The following is a 15,223-nucleotide window of genomic DNA, read 5'->3' as shown; positions in this document are numbered from 1 at the left end:
CACCAACTACACTGAGCCCTGCTCACAGGTGAGGACTTTCAGCGGGCACACCTGAGGAATTTCGATGAGCGTGATCAGCCTAGCGGCCACGGCGCTGCTAGTGCGGCGGTTCGATGGCGAACCGTCGTTGGCCGCTGCGCAAACGACAGCGGTTCGGGCGCAGAGTTAGTCCCGTACGCCACCGGCCGTCTGGGGAACGCACTGTCGGCCGGCTGGTCGAGTCGGGCTTAGTCATCTGATGCTGTCTGGTCTCGGGTTGGTCAGGATTGGGGTTGCGCCACAACGGCATCGACGCGGCCGCCGGGTTGTTGGGTGAGCGGGTCGACACCATCGGCGACTGGTTCCTCGCCGACGGTAATGGCTGAAACAGAACCTTCGCCCGCGGGAAATAACCCTGCCTAACGGTTGTTGCGCTCTACCTCTATAACTTCGCACCCGCAGGACAACCCTTGCCTGACCTGTCCGCTGTCACCACGAGTGCGGCCGGATCGAAGGACAGCCGCGTTCACTGGTCTTGCCGGGGTCGATCGTCAACCCTTGCGGTGCAAGGCCTTTGCGCCGGTGCTGAGCTTGTCCGCCGTCGCGCGGAGCTCATTGATATAGCGGTCACGCTCCGATCGGCCGACTTCCGGCAACAACGGCCCGAGCTGCAGCTCGTAACTTGCCTTGCCGTCAGCGAATACCGCAGCCGATAGGAAACCGATTGACAGTGGCCGCTCAGAGGCGAGTTGCTCTTCGGTGTAAGGGATTGGGGCGAGCTCGGAGAACAACCTGAACATTCGCCGCCGTAGCGAGCTGCGCTGCGGGTTCTCCGTCAGCAGTTCGGCTACCTCGCCAAGCAAGTCAAGCACCATTGGGTCTGACTCACCCAACCCGTAAACCGCCACGCCGCTCGAATGTATTTGTGACAGCACATCCTCAAGGATGGGCTTATCACCAGGCTTCGCCGTGTCCAGCCACTCGCGGCGTGCGTGCGCATCGCGGTGCGCGATCACCGCCGCGCAGGCGGGCGCGCCTACGGGCAACCGGAGGCCGACACTGACCCCGGCCGGCATCTTGCGCCTGCCGGGGACGCTGGCGAGGAAGGTCATGTCAGTGGTACCGACCCAGGCCAGCGTTGCTCCGCAACCCGCGCGTTGCGCCAATTCCTCGAGGGTGTGGCTGATATCGGATGAAACGGGGAACGCTTGGTGCACTGCATCGGCGACGGCGATAAGCCCCGGCCCCAAGGTGTATCGGCGATCCGACTGCCGAGTCACCCACCCGGCCTTTTCAAGCGAGAGCAGGATCGATGTCGCGGTCGATCGGTTGAGCTCCAGTCGGGAGGCGATTGACGCGACCGAACTCGGCTCGTGCTGGGTCGCCAGGACTTCGAGGACTGCCACTACTCGGTCAGTCGGCGGCGATCCGGGCCGCTGACTGCCGTCGTCTGGGCGGGGTTTGGGCATCTCGCTCCTCGTCGAATGTCAGAAATGCATCAATTCTACGTCAGATATTTGTCAATTAACTCGGCATCGCCCGATCATGCCGCGCAGACGTAAAGTCATTCATTTCACCACGAAAGTGGGGGACTTTTACGTTTTTCGGCGGGTCTGGCCGGCGGCGGGGGCGGTGCCGCCGACGGGCATAGACGGCAGGCCGAGCTTGCGGTGATGTAGCGCTCCCATACGCTGACGCGCACGCGCGCCGTTCTTCGATGCCAACCCAGCCAGCCTTATCGCGCTCAGCCCAGCGCCCTCCCGCTAGAGCCGGCGGGTGAGTGCGTCGGCGGCGGCCAACAGGTCGGCGGCCCAACGCGCCCCGGGACGCCGCCCCATTCGGTCTATGGGGCCGGAGACCGAAATCGCCGCCACCACAGTGCCACGGCTATCGCGCACCGGCGCGGACACACTGGCCACCCCCGGTTCACGCTCGGCCACACTTTGCGCCCAGCCGCGTCGCCGCACTTCGGCCAGCACGCGGTCGGTGAACGTGGCTGACGGCAAGACCGCCTGTTGGGTTTCAGTGTCGCTGTAGGCGAGGAGCACTTTGGCCCCCGAGCCCGCCGTCATCGGCAACCGCGCCCCGACCGGGACCGTATCGCGAAGCCCCGCCGACGGTTCCAACGCGGCCACACAGACTCGTGTGGTCCCTTCGCGGCGGTACAACTGCACGCTTTCTCCGGTGGTCTCTCGCAACTGAGACAGCACTTCCGCGCTGGCTGCCAGCAGCGGATCGGTGACGTGGGCCGCAAGCTCGCTGACTGCGGGCCCCAGATGCCAGCGGCCGGCTTCGTCGCGCCCCAGCAGGCGGTGGACCTCGAGCGCGGCCGCCAATCGATACGTCGTGGCCCGCGGTAGGCCCGTTCGCTCACACAGTTCGGCTAGTGCGCAGGGGGATTCCGCGATCGCGTGCAATACGACGACGGCTTTGTCGAGGACGCCGATACCGCTATGCTGTCTCACAGAGAGATACTAGCGTCTCGCATTCTGAGATCACAGCCTGATTGATCGGCGCGGCGCGAAGGAACGAAGTGAGGCAGAGATGGCGCGCACGCTGGCTGAGAAGGTTTGGGACGACCATGTTGTGGTTCGCGGTGAAGACGGCGCACCCGACTTGATCTACATCGATCTCCACCTCGTGCACGAGGTGACCAGCCCACAGGCTTTCGACGGTCTGCGGTTAGCCGGGCGACCGGTGCGGCGGCCGGACCTGACGATCGCCACTGAGGACCACAACGTCCCAACCGTCGACATCGACAAGCCGATCGCCGATGTGATTTCTCGCACACAGGTTGAGACGTTGCGCCGCAACTGCGCGGAATTCGGTGTCCGCCTGCATCCCATGGGTGACATCGAGCAAGGCATCGTCCATGTCGTCGGACCGCAACTGGGCCTGACGCAGCCGGGAATGACGATCGTGTGTGGCGACAGCCACACCTCGACCCATGGCGCTTTCGGTGCAATCGCAATGGGAATCGGCACTTCTGAGGTCGAGCACGTGCTGGCCACCCAGACGTTGCCACTGCGGCCGTTCAAGACGATGGCGGTCAATGTGGACGGTCAATTGCCCGCCGGCGTATCGGCCAAAGACATCATCCTTGCGTTGATCGCCAAGATCGGCACCGGCGGCGGACAGGGGCACGTCATCGAATATCGGGGCAGCGCTATCGAATCGCTGTCCATGGAAGGCCGGATGACGATCTGCAACATGAGCATCGAAGCCGGTGCTCGCGCCGGCATGGTGGCCCCGGATGAGACCACCTACGAATACCTCCGCGGCCGTCCGCACGCGCCCAAGGGTGCCGAATGGGACGCCGCACTGGCCTACTGGCAACAACTGCACAGCGATCCCGACGCGGTCTTTGACACCGAGGTGTACCTGGACGCGGCCTCGCTGAGTCCCTTCGTGACCTGGGGCACAAATCCCGGCCAGGGTGTGCCGCTGGCGGGTGCGGTACCGGATCCGGAGCTGATGACCGACGACGCCGAACGGCAGGCCGCTGAAAAGGCATTGGCGTACATGGACCTTCGACCGGGCACCGCGATGCGCGATATCGCGGTGGATGCCGTGTTCGTCGGGTCATGTACCAACGGTCGTATCGAAGACCTACGGGTGGTGGCCGAGGTGCTGCGCGGTCGCAAGGTCGCCGACGGCGTACGAATGCTGATCGTCCCGGGCTCCATGCGGGTACGGGCGCAGGCCGAAGAAGAAGGCCTCAGTGAGATTTTTATCACCGCAGGTGCCGACTGGCGGCAAGCGGGATGCTCGATGTGCTTGGGGATGAACCCCGATCAACTCTCTCCCGGAGAGCGGTGCGCGGCGACTTCCAACCGCAACTTCGAAGGGCGGCAGGGTAAAGGCGGCCGTACGCATTTGGTGTCGCCGGCGGTTGCTGCCGCGACCGCGGTGCGCGGCAGGCTGTCCGCGCCGGCTGACTTGAATTGAAACCCAGGCAAATAGGGCCAAGAACGAGACCGAACGAGAAAGAACCGGGCAGAACATGGAAGCTTTTCACACCCACACCGGCATCGGAGTGCCCCTGCGGAGGTCCAATGTCGACACCGACCAGATCATTCCGGCGGCCTTCTTGAAGCGCGTAACCCGAACGGGTTTCGAGGACGGCTTGTTCGCGAGTTGGCGCTCGGATCCCTCATTCGTGCTAAATCTCAGCCCATTTGACCGGGGTTCAGTGTTGGTCGCAGGACCCGATTTCGGCACCGGATCGTCGCGAGAGCACGCCGTCTGGGCGCTCATGGACTACGGCTTCCGGGTGGTTATCTCCTCCCGATTCGGCGACATCTTTCGCGGCAATGCAGGCAAGGCCGGCCTGCTGGCGGCCGAAGTCGACCAGGACGGTGTCGAACTTCTCTGGAAGCTCATCGAGCAGAGCCCGGGCCTGGAAATCACTGCCAATCTTCAAGATCGAAATATCACCGCGGGAACAGCGGTGCTGCCGTTCAGGATTGACGATCACACCCGGTGGCGACTGCTCGAGGGTCTCGACGATATAGGCCTTACGCTGCGGAAACTCGATGAAATCGAAGCTTTCGAGGCGGCGCGACCGGACTGGAAACCGCGCACTTTGCCCATCCCCTGACGGGTCCAATTCTGCCCTGACAGCCTTCCGAAGCACACCTAAACCAAGCCGATATTGAGGGCGCGCCACCGGTCAAGGGCGGCAATCGGATTCCCAAAATGCCGATTGCGCGGTCCTGAAATTGCGCGTGGCTCTTGGCAATTTGCTGGGTAAGGGTTTACCGTAGTTCCCTAGTCGGTTCCAAAACGTGGACCACTTGCTTCGGAGGGTTGGATGAACAAAGCAGAGCTCATAGATGTGCTCACACAGAAATTGGGCTCGGACCGCCGACAGGCGACCGCCGCTGTCGAGAACATTGTCGACACGATTGTGCGCGCTGTGCACAAGGGCGACAGCGTCACGATTACCGGGTTCGGTGTTTTCGAACAGCGTCGCCGCGCGGCTCGTGTGGCCCGTAATCCGCGTACCGGTGAGACGGTGAAGGTGAAGCCGACATCGGTTCCGGCTTTCCGCCCGGGCGCCCAATTCAAAGCGGTTGTGTCTGGCGCACAAAAGCTCCCGGCTGACGGGCCCGCAGTCAAGCGCGGCGTATCGGCTGGCGGCGCCAAGAAGGCGGCCAAGAAGGCTCCGGCGAAGAAGGCCGCGACCAAGGCTCCGGCCAAGAAGGCCGCGACCAAGGCTCCGGCCAAGAAGGCCGCGACGAAGGCTCCGGCCAAGAAGGCCGCGACCAAGGCTCCCGCCAAGAAGGCCGCGACCAAGGCTCCCGCCAAGAAGGCCGCGACCAAGGCTCCCGCCAAGAAGGCCGCGACCAAGACCACGGCGAAAAAGGCTGCGACGAAGGCTCCGGCCAAGAAGGCCGCAAGCAAGGCTCCGGCCAAGAAGGCTCCGGCCAAGAAGGCCACGAGCGCGCGCCGCGGTCGCAAGTAAGTCGACGCAAACGCAAATACCCTTCGGGTGGCAGCGATGCCACCGAAGGGTATTTGCGTGTTATGACCGCACTTTGCCGGCCAACGCGCCACCGATGTGATCGGCCGCAATGAGTCGGTCGTTCGCCAGCGACATCACCCACGTACTGCCTTTGAGGTTGCGAGCTTTGTCCGGGAGTACACCGTCGCGTTCCGCCCACCAGGCGATCAGGTCAGGAATTACCTTGCCCTGGGAGCAGATAACCGGGGTGCCTTTGCGGGCGGCGATTTGCAGAACCCGATGCCGGCCGCGTTTTGGGTTCTTCGCATAGGCCTCTTCGCTGAGGCTGGGCTCGTCGCGAATTGCCACACCGAGTTCCGCGGCTAGCGGTTCCACCGTCTGATAACAGCGCACGCGGTCGGCCGAATAGACGTCGGTGGCGCCGAACGCCAGCAACTGGCCGACCAGCGCCTCCGCCTGCGCACGGCCCTTCTTGTCCAGCGGCCGTTTGGTGTCATCGCCGCGGAAACGTGCTTTGCTGCCTGCGGTGCCGTGTCGGACTATCAACACCGTTTTCGTGTCGGCGGGATGTTTGGTGAACCGGCGCAGAACCTTTCGGTCTTGCGGGTATTCGAGCGTTTTCATTGCGTCGGCAACCGGCAGCCAGACCAGTTCATCGACTTCATCACCGGGGGTGAAGATTCCGCCGGTACTGCGCGCGGCCCAATAGTGGACTTTCTTGACGCCTTGGTCGACCGGGTACGTCACGGTGGCGAGCCGACGGCCAAGGTGCGCGTTGTGCCCGGTCTCCTCGAGTATCTCGCGCACTGCTGTCACCGGCGCGGTCTCACCCGGGTCCACCTTGCCCTTGGGCAGCGACCAGTCGTCATAACGCGGCCGGTGGATCAGGGCGACCTCGACGGTCTTACCCTTGGCGTGCCGCCACAATACCGCGCCTGCGGCATACACAATCCGGCCTTCCGAGCACCGTCGGGCCGACGAGTTCTGGATCGACACCTCAACTCCTGCAAGTCAATTCGGCCTTTTTCGGCACTCAGAGTCAGCTGCGGTGTCGCTCCATCAATGACACCTGGTGATCGCGAACGCTCTGGCCCTCCCGTGGCGAGGCCGTCCACTGGCCGTCCTTACCCAGTTCCCAGCACCTCGTGGCCGGGTCCAGCGCCGACTCGAAAAGTTCGTCCAACTGAGCGGTCAGGCGCGGATCTTTGACTTGGACCATCACCTCGACGCGGCGGTCCAGATTGCGGTGCATCATGTCGGCGCTGCCGATCCAAAACTCGTTGATCGCGTTGAAATGGATGATTCGCGAGTGTTCCAGGAAGCGACCGAGAATCGAGCGGACCGAGATGTTTTCGGAGTAGCCTTCCGCGCCGGGGCGCAGCGCACAGATGCCGCGTACCACGACCTCTACCCGCACTCCCTCCTGCGATGCACGGTAGAGGGCGTCGATGACCTGTTCGTCGACCAGAGCATTCATCTTGAGCCGGATACGGCCCTGTCCCTGGGCGGGACCGCTTTGTTTGTGAGCGGCCACTTCCCGCTCCACCCGCTCGATGATGCCGGTGCGAATTCCGTGCGGCGCCACCAAGAGGTTGCGGTAAGACAACTTCCGCGAATACCCGGTGAGCGAATTGAACAAGTCGGTGAGGTCGGCCCCGATATCCGGCGCCGCGGTCAGCAGGCCGACATCCTCGTAGAGGCGGGCTGTCTTGCCGTTGTAATTGCCGGTCCCGATATGGCAATACCGGCGGATGATCGGACCTTCGCGACGCACCACCAGGCACGTCTTGCAGTGCGTCTTGAGCCCGACGAGCCCGTAAACCACGTGCACGCCCGCTTGCTCCAACGTGCGTGCCCACCGGATGTTGGCCTGCTCGTCGAAGCGCGCTTTGATCTCCACCAATGCCACGACTTGCTTTCCGGCTTCCGCGGCGTCGATCAGCGCCCGCACGATCGGGGAGTCACCCGAGGTGCGGTACAGGGTCTGTTTGATCGCAAGCACGTTGGGGTCGGAGGCGGCCACCTCGATGAAGCGCTGCACGCTGGTGGAGAACGAGTCGTACGGATGATGAACCAGCACATCGCCTTCGCGCAGCGTCGCGAAGATGCTCTTGGGTGTCTCGCGGTCGGAGAACGCGGGATGGGTTGCGGGAACGAACGCCCGGTCCTTGAGCGCCGGCCGGTCGACAGCATAGATCTGCCACAGCGACGACAGGTCGAGTAATCCCGGAACCTCGATGACATCGCCGGGATGCACATCCAGTTCGCGCAACAGCAACTCCAACATGCTCTCGGTCATGTCATCGGCGACCTCGAGTCGCACCGGCGAACCGAAACGCCGGCGGGCCAACTCCCGCTCCAGCGCCTGCAGTAGGTCTTCGTCCCGGTCCTCTTCGACTTCGAAGTCCGCGTTGCGGGTGATGCGGAATGCGTGGTGCTCGACAATTTCCATGCCGGGGAACAGCACCGGCAGAAAGGCCGCGATCAATTCTTCCATCGGCAGGAACCGGAGGGGTGCTGGGCCTTCTGCGTTTTCGGCGTTGCGGTTCGTGCGGAGTTGGACGAAGCGCTCGACGTTGTCGGGGACCTTGATCCGGGCGAAATGCTGGGTTCCGTCCTCGGGTTGCTTGACGGTGACCGCCAGGTTCAGGCTCAACCCGCTGACGAAGGGGAACGGGTGGGCCGGGTCGACGGCCAGTGGTGTCAGGACGGGGAAGACTTGTTCGTTGAAATAGGCGGACAGGTCGTCGCGCTCGGCTTGATCGAGATCGTTCCACGTGACGATGTAGATGCCTTCCTCGCGGAAAGCCGGTAGCACCACATCGTGGAACACACGCGCGTGGCGGATGGCGATCTGCTGGGTCTTTTCGCCGATGAGGCGCAGCTGCTCGCGCGGTGTCAGACCGTCGGCGGAGCGAACCGACAACCCCATCTCGTCACGCCGTTTGAGGCCGGCCACCCGAACCATGTAGAACTCATCGAGATTGGACGCGAAGATCGCCAGAAACTTCGCTCGTTCGAGCAGCGGCAACGAACTGTCGGCAGCCAGCGCCAGGACCCGAGCGTTGAAGTCCAGCCAGCTCAGTTCCCTGTTGAGATAACGATCTTCTGGAAGCCGGTCGTTGACCGCGTCGGCTGTCGCTGCGGGCGGCGCGGCAAGGCCCGAGTCGTCTGGATGCCAGGCGTTCTCGTCGGCGCGCACTTGAGCTTCGGTATCGGTCACTCTGCGATCATTGCGTATCACGGGGTGGTGCTGCCAGCTTCGTGCCGACATCGATGGGTCATCGGTACGCCGTCGGCGAGATTCAACCCGCCGGCCGCGCTAACGATGCGACAGAGCGCGTGCGGTCGCGGGGCCCACGCCGAGGCGGCGCGCGGCGGCGAGGTCGGCCGGAGTGTCGACATCGCACCGCAGTCCGGGCCACGCGCCGGTCAGCTCGATAGCACCCGAACGCCGGTGCCGCGCGGCCGAATCCGCGCCGAACTGCGGATCCAGCTTGGCGCCGAAAGCGCACAGCACCGACGTGCCGGTTCCCAGCCGGTCAGCGACGAAACTTCGCTGGTGGTGACGCGCGGCGGCGATGGCTTCGGCGAGTTCCTGTGTCTGTAGCGCGGGCAAATCTCCTTGCAGAACAACGATATTGGGAGAGGCCTCGGCAAGGGCGCGCTCGGCCGCGCCAATCGCGTTGTTCAACGGATCCGGGTCGCCTTCCGGCGTCGGGTCGGCCAGCACGTTGGCGCCGAGCTCGGTGGCTGCGGCCGCCGCCGCATCGTCGGGGGTGATGACGGTGATCGATTGCAGTGCAGGTACGCGCGCCGCCGCGGCCAGGGTGTCCATCAGCATCGCCAGCACCACGCTCTCCCGGGTTTGCGCCGAGAACACCGGTGCCAGTCTGGTCTTGGCGGCGGTTAACCGCTTCACGGCGATGATCAACCCCACATCACCCTTACCCTCGGCCCGGGTGCCGCTCACGCCCACGAGCGCCACCCTAGCGCGACGGTGCCGGTGAGGCGCCGCGCTAGCGTGATGAACGACTGGGCGCTGGAATGGTGTCAGCGGCTGCCGTGCGAAGGGAAGTGGTGGATGGCCGGCTCGGAAACTATTGCAGTGATGGGCGCCGGCGCATGGGGCACGGTGCTCGCAAAGGTGCTCGCCGACGCCGGGCAACAGGTCACGCTATGGGCGCGACGGGCGGAAGTCGCCGAGCAGATCAACAAGACCAGCCGCAACCCCGACTATCTCCCGCAGATGTTGCTGCCGCCCGGCGTCCGCGCCACGTCCGACCCGGAAGAAGCGCTGAGCGGTGTGACGACGGTGCTGCTGGGTGTGCCGGCGCAGACGATGCGGAGCAATCTCGAGCGCTGGGCGCCGCTGTTGACCGAGGGCGCGACGCTGGTCAGCCTGGCCAAGGGGATCGAACTGGACACCCTGATGCGGATGAGCCAGGTGATCATCTCGGTGACCGGCGTGGACGCGGGACAGGTCGCCGTGATCTCAGGGCCCAACCTGGCCAGCGAGATCGCCGAGGGGCAGCCCGCGGCCACCGTCATCGCCTGCAGCGACTCCGGTCGCGCGGTCGCGTTGCAGCGCTTCCTGAACAGCGGCTACCTCCGGCCGTACACGAACTCCGACGTCGTCGGCACCGAGATCGGCGGGGCCTGCAAGAACGTCATCGCGCTCGCGTGCGGGATGGCCGCCGGGGTCGGACTGGGTGAAAACACCGCCGCGGCGATAATCACCCGCGGCCTGGCCGAGATCATGCGGCTGGGACTGGCTCTCGGGGCCAAGGGCACGACGCTGGCTGGCCTGGCCGGGGTGGGCGATCTGGTGGCCACCTGCACGTCGCCGCATTCGCGCAACCGCTCGTTCGGCGAATTGTTGGGCCGGGGGGAGACCATGCAGTCCGCGATGGAACGCAAGGACGGCTACGTCGTCGAGGGCGTGACGTCGTGTCAGTCGGTGCTGGCGCTGGCGTCCAGTTACGACGTCGAAATGCCACTCACCGACGCCGTACACCGGGTCTGTCACAAGGGACTGTCGGTGAACGAGGCGATAGCGTTGCTCCTCGGTCGCAGCACGAAGCCCGAATGATCCCATGACCGCGCAAAACCGCAGCTCGGACCGCCAGGCCCGACCTCCCGGCGCCCCACCCGGTAGCCTCTCCAGGTTGTGAATGCCAGCCAGTCCGGTGATGGGCGCGTGCGCGTGGCCGTCGTGTTCGGCGGACGCAGCAACGAGCACGCCATCTCCTGCGTGTCGGCGGGCAGCATCCTGCGCAATCTGGATCCGCGCCGGTTCGACGTACTGGCCATCGGCATCACCCGGGAAGGCTCGTGGGTGCTCACCGACGGAAACCCCGATGCGCTGGCCATCACCAACCGGCAATTGCCGGAGGTAAGCGCCGAATCGGGCACCGAACTCGCGCTGCCGGCTGATCCCCAGCGCAGCGGCCAACTGGTGTCGCTGCAGCGCTCGACGGGTCCCGACGCGCGAGAAGTCCTGGCCTCGGTCGACGTGGTGTTTCCGGTGCTGCACGGGCCCTACGGCGAGGACGGCACCGTTCAGGGCCTGCTTGAACTCGCGGGTCTGCCCTACGTGGGTGCGGGCGTGCTGGCCAGCGCCACCGGCATGGACAAGGAGTTCACCAAGAAGTTGCTCATCGCCGAGGGGCTGCCGGTGGGTGCGCACGCCGTGTTGCGACCGACGCGGGCATCCCTTGATCCCGAGGAACGCGAGCGGCTTGGGTTGCCGGTCTTCGTCAAACCGGCCAGGGGCGGCTCGTCGATCGGCGTGAGCCGCGTGACGAGCTGGGACGACTTGCCCGCCGCGATCGCCGAGGCCCGTCGCCATGACCCCAAGGTGATCGTCGAGTCGGCGATCAACGGCCGTGAGCTGGAATGCGGTGTGCTCGAAATGCCCGACGGCACAGTGGAAGCCAGCACCCTGGGCGAGATCAGGGTGGCCGGGGTACGCGGCCGTGAGGATTCCTTCTACGACTTCGAGACCAAATACCTCGACGACGCAGCCGAATTGGACGTTCCTGCCAAAGTCGACGACGAAGTCGCCGACGCGCTACGGCAGTTGGCGATCCGGGCCTTCACCGCCATCGACTGCCAGGGGCTGGCCCGGGTGGACTTCTTCCTCACCGACAACGGCCCGGTGATCAACGAGATCAACACCATGCCGGGCTTCACCACGATCTCGATGTATCCGCGGATGTGGGCGGCCAGCGGCGTCGACTATCCCACCCTGCTGGCGACCATGGTGGACACCGCGTTGGCGCGGGGCGTTGGCCTGCGATAACTGCGGGGCTAACGGGGCGGACCCGGGCGGAGGGGCACTGCGGCCATGGTCCGGTCAATCGTCTCCGACACTTCTTGGATCGGCGTGGGTCCTGATTCCGCCGGCAGCGTCAGCGCCACGTAGACCGGACGATCCACGGCGTACCAAGTGAATTGCTTTTCACCGGACCCGGCCGCCGTCTGAAACCACTGCACGCGGTCGACGACTTGGATGGGGGAGCCGATGACGAAGTCGGCCGGACGTTCGAGTCCGCAGCGCAGGATCACCGGTTCGCTGCGCCCGCCGCGCCACGCCGCGGCGCCTTCGGGTGCGGGCTGCGCAACCGTCGTGCGCTGGTAATCCCCGAGTTGCCGCGGCAGCGCGGCCAATAGCGCCTGGCACGCCGGGGCGCCGGCATCCGGGGCGGCCACGGCCGGAAGCTCAACGGGTTTCGCCGGTTCGTGCCGGGTCGCAATGGCCAGGATCACACCCAAAGCCGTCACAGCCAGCGCTATCGCCGCGATGATGAGGGCACGTGGCGGCCCGTCGGGGTCGGGCACCTGCCACCTCCTAGGCTCATAAACTGGCTGGCTCGCAAACACAGCGCCGGGCCAGGGACTCAACTTAACGTTCGCGACCTGGAGAGCGCCGAAGGAGGTGGCGTGCGCGACGACACTCCAGCGGATTCTCCGACGCTGGAACAGCTGGGGGAATTCGCCGTCATCGACCGGTTGGTGCGGGGGCGCCGTCAGCCCGCCGCGGTCGAACTCGGACCCGGCGATGACGCGGCGGTGGTATCCATCGGCGGTGGCCGCACGGTGATTTCCACCGACATGCTGGTGCAGGATCGGCACTTTCGGCTGGACTGGTCGACGCCGCACGACGTCGGCCGCAAAGCGATCGCGCAGAACGCGGCCGACATCGAGGCGATGGGCGCACGGCCGGTGTCGTTCGTCGTCGGGTTCGGCGCACCGGCTAAAACCTTGGCCGGGTGGGCGGCTTCGTTGGCAGACGGGTTGTGGCACGAGGCCGGCCGGATCGGTGCGGGCATCGTGGGCGGTGACATGGTCCACTGTCCACAGTGGGTGGTTTCGGTGACCGTGTTGGGCGACCTGGACGGCCGTGCGCCGGTGCTACGTTCCGGGGCCCGGAGCGGGTCAGTGCTCGCCGTCACCGGTGAGTTGGGTCGGTCCGGGGCAGGTTATGAGTTGTGGCACAACGGAATTGAAGGCTTCGACGAGCTGCGGCGTCGCCATCTGGTGCCAGCACCTCCCTATGGGCAGGGTGCGGCGGCCGCAGCCGCGGGCGCCCAAGCGATGATCGACATCTCCGACGGCTTGGTCGCGGACCTGCGGCACGTTGCGCAAGCCTCGGGTGTCGGGATCGAGGTGTCCACCGCGGCGTTGGCCACAGACCGTGACGCGTTGGCTGCGGCGGCCGCCGCGGTGGGGGCCGACCCGTTGTCGTGGGTGCTGGGCGGGGGCGAAGACCATGCGCTCGTGGCCTGCTTTCCCGACGCGGTGCCGCCCGGTTGGCGAGTGATCGGAAGGGTGACTGACGGGCCGGCACGGGTGTTGATCGACGGCGAGGAATGGACGGGTTATGCGGGCTGGCAGTCGTTTGCGCAATGACCGGGACGTTAGGGTGGCGCAGTGACCGCACGCCCCCTCAGCGAACTCGTCGACCCCGGGTGGGCGACCGCGCTGGAACCGGTGACCGGCCAGGTGGCGCAACTGGGCCAATTTCTGCGGTCGGAGATCGCAGCGGGCCGCGGATACCTTCCAGCCGGCCCAAACGTGTTGCGCGCGTTCACGTTCCCATTCGACCAGGTGCGGGTGCTGATCGTGGGCCAGGATCCCTACCCGACGCCCGGACACGCGGTGGGGCTGAGCTTTTCGGTGGCTCCCCACGTGCGTCCGCTGCCCCGCAGCCTGGCCAACATCTTCGACGAATACACCACCGACCTGGGCCATCCGCCACCGTCCTGCGGCGACCTGTCACCGTGGGCGCAGCGCGGAGTGATGTTGTTGAACAGAGTGCTCACCGTGCGTCCCAACAACCCGGCCTCCCACCGCGGCAAGGGCTGGGAAGCCGTTACCGAGTGCGCGATCAGGGCGTTGGTTGCGCGCAAACAGCCGCTGGTCGCGATCCTTTGGGGCCGCGACGCGTCGACGCTCAAGCCCATCCTGGCCGCCGGCGACTGTGTCTGCATCGAGTCGCCCCACCCGTCTCCGTTGTCGGCGTCTCGCGGGTTCTTCGGTTCACGACCGTTCAGTCGCGCCAACGACCTGCTCGCCGGCATGGGTGCCGAACCGATCGACTGGCGACTGCCCTGACCCCGAAAGGGGCGCCAAATGTACGACCTCGACAAGACGATCCGCGAGCGGCGCTCGTCGCGCATGTTTCTGCCGGACCCGGTACCGCGGCAGCTGCTCGAGGAGGCGCTGGATCTTGCCGTGCGCGCGCCGTCGAACTCCAACGTCCAGCCGTGGCACGTGGTGTTCGTCTCGGGCGCAGCCCGCGACCGGCTCGTTGCGGCTCTGCTGAGCAAGGCCCGCTCCGAGCCGCCGAAAGTCCCCGAACTGCCAGCCGCTTTCGCTCATCTGCGACGTGAGCTGGGCGCCCAGGTATACGGCTCGATGGGCATCGCCCGGGAAGACACTGAGGCCCGGCGTATCGCGGTGCTGCGCAATTGGGAATTCTTTCGCGCGCCCGTGGGCGCCGTGGTGTCCATGCGCGAAGATTTCGGCCTGGTCGACGCCATGGGCGTCGGGATGTTCTTGCAGACGCTGGTGTTGGCTTTGACGGCCCGCGGTCTGGGGACGTGCGTTCAGGTTTCGATCGCCGGTTATCCCGAGATCATCCGGGAGCAACTGGGGATCGGTGCCGAGATGAATATCTTGTGCGGTCTGGCGATCGGCCACCCGGACCCGGCCTTTTCCGCCAACAGTTTGCGCATCGGTCGCGATGCAATCGACAAGCACGCAACGTTTCTCGACGAGTAAGGGCGAGTAAGAGCGTCACGCACCTGGGTCGATCTTCAGGTGGTGGCTCAGGTCGCCGATCTGGTCGATGAACATGGTGCGGCTGTCGAACCGCCAGACGCCGTCGATCCGCCGGAATGTGTCCTTGTAGTGTCCGGTCACGATGATCTGCAACGGCAGTTCGGGCGTGGCCTGCGTGACGCTGTAATAAGACGTCGCGCGTGCGGTTTCACGATCGTCGTCGATGTCGAGTTGCACATTGGTGGTGTGGTGTTTGGTCTTCGGCGTGCCGTCGTCGTAGATGCGGACCAGCGCTTCGTACATGCCCCGCACCGCGGCGTGGCCGGCGAAAACGGTCTCGGGTGGACCGTTCTCCACAGCGTAGATGTGGCCGTGTTCGAAAAGCTTTCCCACCCCGTCCAAGTCGCCGCCGTCGATGAGTTCGGCGTACCTATATATCAAGTTGGTGATCGCAATTGCGCTGTCGGTCATCTCAAATCACCTGTCCGT

At 65.2% G+C, this 15,223-nt stretch carries 15 protein-coding genes; 8 read left to right on the top strand and 7 right to left on the bottom strand.

The genetic code is table 11. The annotated features are described in order from the left end of the window. Positions 1 to 530: 530 nt before the first annotated feature. Together BST27_RS23140 and BST27_RS23135 are read right to left on the bottom strand one after the other, a co-directional pair. Entirely contained in the window at positions 531 to 1,448 is a 918-nt protein-coding gene (locus BST27_RS23140) for an IclR family transcriptional regulator (protein ID WP_069421938.1), read from the bottom strand. Positions 1,449 to 1,742: 294 nt separating this feature from the next. Then, positions 1,743 to 2,444, bottom strand: coding sequence for an IclR family transcriptional regulator (locus BST27_RS23135; RefSeq protein ID WP_069421937.1), 702 nt, complete (start codon positions 2,442 to 2,444; stop codon positions 1,743 to 1,745). A 79-nt stretch (positions 2,445 to 2,523) separates the two neighbouring features. On the opposite strand from BST27_RS23135, the gene leuC reads away from it, so the two are divergent. From leuC to BST27_RS23120, 3 genes are all read left to right on the top strand, one after another. Continuing rightward, positions 2,524 to 3,927, top strand: a complete 1,404-nt coding sequence (gene leuC / locus BST27_RS23130) for a 3-isopropylmalate dehydratase large subunit (protein ID WP_069421936.1) — start codon at positions 2,524 to 2,526, stop codon at positions 3,925 to 3,927. Positions 3,928 to 3,982: 55 nt separating this feature from the next. Next, positions 3,983 to 4,579, top strand: coding sequence for a 3-isopropylmalate dehydratase small subunit (gene leuD, locus BST27_RS23125; RefSeq protein WP_069421935.1), 597 nt, complete (start codon positions 3,983 to 3,985; stop codon positions 4,577 to 4,579). A gap of 213 nt (positions 4,580 to 4,792) precedes the next feature. Next, positions 4,793 to 5,446 carry an HU family DNA-binding protein gene (locus tag BST27_RS23120; RefSeq protein ID WP_069421934.1) on the top strand — a complete coding sequence of 218 codons (654 nt, stop codon included), beginning with the start codon at positions 4,793 to 4,795 and terminating at the stop codon, positions 5,444 to 5,446. A gap of 60 nt (positions 5,447 to 5,506) precedes the next feature. On the opposite strand, the gene mutT1 is transcribed toward BST27_RS23120, so the two are convergent. From mutT1 to cofC, 3 genes are all read right to left on the bottom strand, one after another. Next, complete coding sequence (gene mutT1, locus BST27_RS23115) at positions 5,507 to 6,442, bottom strand: 8-oxo-(d)GTP phosphatase MutT1 (RefSeq protein ID WP_069421933.1); 936 nt, start codon at positions 6,440 to 6,442, stop codon at positions 5,507 to 5,509. A 43-nt stretch (positions 6,443 to 6,485) separates the two neighbouring features. After that, the gene (locus BST27_RS23110) at positions 6,486 to 8,690 is read right to left on the bottom strand and encodes an RNA degradosome polyphosphate kinase (RefSeq protein WP_069421932.1); all 2,205 of its coding nucleotides are present in this window, start codon (positions 8,688 to 8,690) and stop codon (positions 6,486 to 6,488) included. A 78-nt stretch (positions 8,691 to 8,768) separates the two neighbouring features. Further along, entirely contained in the window at positions 8,769 to 9,419 is a 651-nt protein-coding gene (gene cofC / locus BST27_RS23105; protein ID WP_069421941.1) for a 2-phospho-L-lactate guanylyltransferase, read from the bottom strand. 111 nt (positions 9,420 to 9,530) lie between these two features. On the opposite strand from cofC, the gene BST27_RS23100 reads away from it, so the two are divergent. After that, entirely contained in the window at positions 9,531 to 10,538 is a 1,008-nt protein-coding gene (locus tag BST27_RS23100) for an NAD(P)H-dependent glycerol-3-phosphate dehydrogenase (protein WP_069421940.1), read from the top strand. A 78-nt stretch (positions 10,539 to 10,616) separates the two neighbouring features. After that, positions 10,617 to 11,750 carry a D-alanine--D-alanine ligase family protein gene (locus BST27_RS23095; RefSeq protein ID WP_069421931.1) on the top strand — a complete coding sequence of 378 codons (1,134 nt, stop codon included), beginning with the start codon at positions 10,617 to 10,619 and terminating at the stop codon, positions 11,748 to 11,750. 8 nt (positions 11,751 to 11,758) lie between these two features. Here BST27_RS23095 and BST27_RS23090 read toward each other — a convergent pair whose 3' ends face one another. Next, positions 11,759 to 12,289, bottom strand: coding sequence for a DUF3515 domain-containing protein (locus tag BST27_RS23090; RefSeq protein WP_197518200.1), 531 nt, complete (start codon positions 12,287 to 12,289; stop codon positions 11,759 to 11,761). Between the two features lie 102 nt (positions 12,290 to 12,391). Between BST27_RS23090 and BST27_RS23085 the strand changes: the two genes are divergently transcribed. From BST27_RS23085 to BST27_RS23075, 3 genes are read left to right on the top strand one after another with little or no spacing between them, the layout of a single operon-like run. Continuing rightward, positions 12,392 to 13,360 carry a thiamine-phosphate kinase gene (locus BST27_RS23085; protein WP_069421929.1) on the top strand — a complete coding sequence of 323 codons (969 nt, stop codon included), beginning with the start codon at positions 12,392 to 12,394 and terminating at the stop codon, positions 13,358 to 13,360. A gap of 21 nt (positions 13,361 to 13,381) precedes the next feature. Continuing rightward, positions 13,382 to 14,065, top strand: a complete 684-nt coding sequence (locus tag BST27_RS23080; protein WP_069421928.1) for a uracil-DNA glycosylase — start codon at positions 13,382 to 13,384, stop codon at positions 14,063 to 14,065. 18 nt (positions 14,066 to 14,083) lie between these two features. Further along, positions 14,084 to 14,734: a nitroreductase gene (locus BST27_RS23075; protein ID WP_069421927.1), complete on the top strand. Its 651-nt coding sequence runs from the start codon at positions 14,084 to 14,086 to the stop codon at positions 14,732 to 14,734. A gap of 15 nt (positions 14,735 to 14,749) precedes the next feature. On the opposite strand, the gene BST27_RS23070 is transcribed toward BST27_RS23075, so the two are convergent. Then, positions 14,750 to 15,205 (bottom strand): nuclear transport factor 2 family protein, encoded by a 456-nt coding sequence (locus BST27_RS23070; protein WP_069421926.1) that lies wholly within the window; start codon positions 15,203 to 15,205, stop codon positions 14,750 to 14,752. Positions 15,206 to 15,223 lie beyond the last annotated feature (18 nt).

The sequence above is a fragment of the Mycobacterium intermedium genome (genome assembly GCF_002086275.1).
Taxonomy (GTDB): Bacteria; Actinomycetota; Actinomycetes; order Mycobacteriales; family Mycobacteriaceae; genus Mycobacterium; species Mycobacterium intermedium.
Note: the sequence above shows the minus strand (reverse complement) of the source record. Positions and strands in the feature narration are given on the sequence as shown.